At 73.4% G+C, this 3,916-nt stretch carries 5 protein-coding genes; 3 read left to right on the top strand and 2 right to left on the bottom strand.

Annotated features, from left to right (window positions below; all coding sequences use genetic code 11):
* The first annotated feature begins 408 nt into the window (after window positions 1-408).
* From rplM to glmM, 3 genes are all read left to right on the top strand, one after another.
* Window positions 409-858, top strand: coding sequence for a 50S ribosomal protein L13 (gene rplM, locus HGA02_RS12645; protein WP_124343458.1), 450 nt, complete (start codon window positions 409-411; stop codon window positions 856-858).
* 40 nt (window positions 859-898) lie between these two features.
* Window positions 899-1,387 (top strand): 30S ribosomal protein S9, encoded by a 489-nt coding sequence (rpsI, locus tag HGA02_RS12640; RefSeq protein WP_162352728.1) that lies wholly within the window; start codon window positions 899-901, stop codon window positions 1,385-1,387.
* A gap of 139 nt (window positions 1,388-1,526) precedes the next feature.
* Window positions 1,527-2,705 carry a phosphoglucosamine mutase gene (gene glmM, locus HGA02_RS12635; RefSeq protein WP_246247733.1) on the top strand — a complete coding sequence of 393 codons (1,179 nt, stop codon included), beginning with the start codon at window positions 1,527-1,529 and terminating at the stop codon, window positions 2,703-2,705.
* Between the two features lie 51 nt (window positions 2,706-2,756).
* On the opposite strand, the gene HGA02_RS12630 is transcribed toward glmM, so the two are convergent.
* Both HGA02_RS12630 and HGA02_RS12625 read right to left on the bottom strand, forming a co-directional pair.
* Window positions 2,757-3,005, bottom strand: coding sequence for a hypothetical protein (locus HGA02_RS12630; protein WP_168679310.1), 249 nt, complete (start codon window positions 3,003-3,005; stop codon window positions 2,757-2,759).
* Window positions 3,006-3,146: 141 nt separating this feature from the next.
* A complete protein-coding gene (locus tag HGA02_RS12625) occupies window positions 3,147-3,713 on the bottom strand; it encodes an isochorismatase family protein (protein WP_168679309.1) in 567 nt (188 codons plus the stop codon).
* Between the last annotated feature and the right edge of the window lie 203 nt (window positions 3,714-3,916).

Genomic DNA, 3,916 nt, shown 5'->3' with positions numbered 1-3,916 from the left:
GGCCTCCGGCGCGCTCGTCGACGTCGCGCCCGGGAGGTGGCTCGACGTGCCGCTCTTCTGGCAGCACTGGGCGCTGCGGACGCCGACGCTCGACGACCTCACCGAGCGCGTCGTGCGCGCGTCGCGCTCGCTGCACCGGTCCTGAGCGCGGCGCGGCGCGGGGCGGCGGCCGCGGTCAGGACGGTGTGGCGCAGCCGACGCCACCTGTTTTGACCGTCCCTCCGACGCGCAGGTACTCTTGTGCGTTGTTGTGCGTCCCCTGTCGCGCGCCCGGACTTCTCACCTGAGCGCTGCGGTGGCGTCCCGGTGCGGTTCCCACTCGCCGGAGGGATGCTCCGACAGCCCTCCACGGCGCCGCTCGCGCGACGACCGTGACATGCAGACACAACGAACGAAGGCTTACGACCCGTGCGTACGTACACCCCGAAGCCCGGCGACGTCGAGCGGACCTGGTACGTCATCGACGCGACCGATGTCGTCCTCGGCCGCCTGGCCACCCACGTGGCCACGCTGCTGCGCGGCAAGCACAAGGCCACCTTTGCTCCGCACGTCGACGGCGGCGACTTCGTCATCGTCATCAACGCGGACAAGGTCGCCCTCACCGGCAACAAGCGCGAGACCAAGCTCGCCTACCGCCACTCCGGCTACCCGGGTGGTCTGCGGGCGACGCGCTACAGCGAGCTCCTCGAGAAGCACCCGGAGCGCGCGATCGAGAAGGCCGTCCGCGGCATGCTCCCCAAGAGCTCGCTCGCTGCCAAGCAGCTCGGCAAGCTCAAGGTCTACGCCGGTGGCGAGCACCCCCACGCCGCCCAGCAGCCGAAGCCGTTCGAGATCACCCAGGTCGCGCAGCAGGCCTGACGGCCGCCGCGCGTAGAGAAGACAGGAACCGAGGACACCAGTGGCAGAGACCACGGTCGACATCGACCTCGAGGGCGACGAGACGCCCACCAGCTACACCAGCGAGACGGCGGCCCCCCAGGGTCGCGGTCAGTCCATCACGGCCCCCGGCCAGGCCCTCGGCCGCCGCAAGGAGGCCATCGCCCGCGTGCGCCTGGTGCCCGGCACCGGCCAGTGGAAGATCAACGGGCGCACGCTCGAGGACTACTTCCCGAACAAGGTGCACCAGCAGCTCGTCAACTCGCCGCTGAAGCTCGTGGACGTCGAGGGTCGCTTCGACGTCGTCGCGCGCATCACCGGCGGTGGCGTCTCCGGCCAGGCCGGTGCGCTGCGCCTGGGCATCGCCCGTGCGCTCAACGCGATCGACGCCGAGCACAACCGTCCGGCCCTCAAGAAGGCCGGCTTCCTCACGCGCGACGCCCGTGTGGTCGAGCGCAAGAAGGCCGGTCTCAAGAAGGCCCGCAAGGCTCCGCAGTACTCGAAGCGCTGATCTGAGCGCCTCACCCGATGGCCCCGTCGGTCGGAAGACCTGCGGGGCCATCGGTGTCTGCGGGATCGTGAGCACAGCAGGGAAGACGGCGGGGACGCAGCGGCGCGTCGACGACGTCGCGCGACAAGGGAGTGCAGAGATGGCCCGACTGTTCGGCACCGACGGGGTGCGAGGACTGGCGAACCGGGACGTGACGGCCGAGCTCGCGCTCGACCTGTCCGTCGCCGCGGCGCACGTGCTGGGCGCGAGCGGCGCGTTCGAGGGGCACCGCCCGCGTGCGGTCGTCGGCCGCGACTCCCGGGCCTCGGGCGAGTTCCTCGCCGCCGCCGTCGCCGCAGGTCTCGCCTCCGCGGGTGTCGACGTCGTCAACGTCGGCGTGCTGCCGACGCCCGCCGTCGCGTACCTGACCGCCGAGCTCGGCGTGGACCTCGGCGTCGTGCTCTCCGCGTCGCACAACCCCATGCCCGACAACGGCATCAAGTTCCTCGCGCGGGGCGGGCACAAGCTCGACGACGACCTCGAGCGCGCGATCGAGAAGCGCATGGGTGAGGCGTGGGACCGCCCGACGGGCGCGGACGTCGGCCGGATCCGGCTCGACACGGGCCGCGCGGGCGACGACTACGTGGACCACCTCGTCGCGACCATCCGCCCCTCGCTCGGCCACCTGCGCATCGCCGTCGACTGCGCGAACGGTGCGGCCAGCGAGGTCGGCCCGGCGGCGCTCCGGCAGGCCGGGGCCGACGTCGTCGTCATCAACGCGTCGCCCGACGGGCGCAACATCAACGAGAAGTGCGGCTCGACGCACCCCGAGCAGCTGCTCGCGGCCGTCGTCGCGTCGGAGGCCGACCTCGGTGTCGCGTTCGACGGTGACGCGGACCGCTGCCTCGCGGTCGACGCCGACGGCAACCTGGTCGACGGCGACCAGATCATGGGCGTCCTCGCGCTCGCGATGCGCGACGCCGGCACCCTCGCCGACGACACGCTCGTCACGACCGTCATGAGCAACCTGGGTCTGCGGCTCGCGATGCGCGACCGCGGCGTCCGCACGGTCGAGACCGCGGTGGGCGACCGCTACGTGCTCGAGGCGATGCGCGCGGGCGGGTACTCGCTCGGCGGCGAGCAGTCGGGCCACATCATCATGGCCGCGCACGCCACGACCGGCGACGGCGTCCTCACCGCGCTGCAGCTCGCCGCGCGCGTCGCCGAGACCGGTGAGCCGCTCGCCAAGCTCGCGGGCGTCGTGCAGCGGCTCCCGCAGACGCTCGTCAACGTGTCGGGCGTCGACAAGGGGCGCGACGCGCTGCAGCGCCGCCGCTGACCCGGTGCACCGCGCCGCGAGGGCGGCCGGGACGAGGCGTCCTGCCGCAGGTCAGCGGCCGCTGCGGTGCGTCCCGCCGAAGACGGGGTGCGACGCGAGGTCGTCGGTGCGCGCGTCGAGCAGGCGCCGCAGCGCCTCGTAGCGCTCCTGCGCGTCGCGCCGTTCGGCACCCGCCGGGCAGCTCTCGATGTCGTGGTGCGCACGCGCCGTGGCCGCGGCGACCTGGAACCAGCTGGCTCCCGCGAGCCCTGTGACCGTGCGCTCGTCGTCACCCGTGCGCGTCACGTCCGTGTCCGTCATGGTCGGCTCCTCCTGCCCACCATCGTCGCGCCGCCCACCGACATCGCCGGGACGCCACGCGGTGGGAGCGACCACCCGCGAGGAAGGAGCCGGCGACGCGTCGGGGCGGACGCGGCCCGGGGGTGAAGAGCGGCGCACGGGTCAGGCGACGACGGACGCGCTGAGCACGACCTGGTCGTGCGGGACGGCGGCGAACCGCTGCCCGGGGTAGCGCAGGCCCGCGAAGTAGGCGTTGACGTGCGCGACGATCTGCTCGCCGCCCACCCAGACGCCCGCGAGGTGCGCGCCGGTCGTCGTGTGGCAGTCGGAGACGAGCGTGACGTCGTACCCGGCGTTCGCGGCCGACTGCCCGAGGGTCCGCACGCAGTAGTCGGACTGGGCGCCCATGAGGACGAGGTGGGTCGTCGCGGTGCGGGCCAGCACGGACTGCAGGTCGGTGCCGGCGAACGCGTCCCGGTACGCCTTGTGCACGCGCGCCTCGCCCGGGACGGGCACGAGTGCCGGGTGCAGCTCCCACCCGGCGCTGCCGCGCGGGAAGTCCTGCTCGTCCTGGACCCAGATGACGGGGACGCCTTCGGCGCGTGCCCGGTCGACGAGGGTGACGGTGCGGGCCAGCACCCCGTCGACGTCGACGCAGTCCCCGACGACGCCGACCTGGAGATCGACGACGAGGACCGCCGTGCGGGGTGTGGTAGCGCTCCCATACATGGTGCCGATTCTCCCTGACCCAGGCACGGGTGCGAAATCGACGCACCGGTCGCGGCGGGGTCGCGGTCCGGTCGGGTCCACGAGCGCGGAGTCGTCGCACGTCGCGGTCCGACGGGAGCGGGGAGTCGACGACGCGTCGGCGGCTGCGGCCGACGACCCTGGGACGGCGACGCGTCGCGCGGCCGGCTCGACGCCCGGGGGGC

It is taken from the genome of Cellulomonas septica (assembly GCF_012396155.1).
Classification (GTDB): Bacteria; Actinomycetota; Actinomycetes; order Actinomycetales; family Cellulomonadaceae; genus Cellulomonas; species Cellulomonas septica.
Note: the sequence above shows the minus strand (reverse complement) of the source record. Positions and strands in the feature narration are given on the sequence as shown.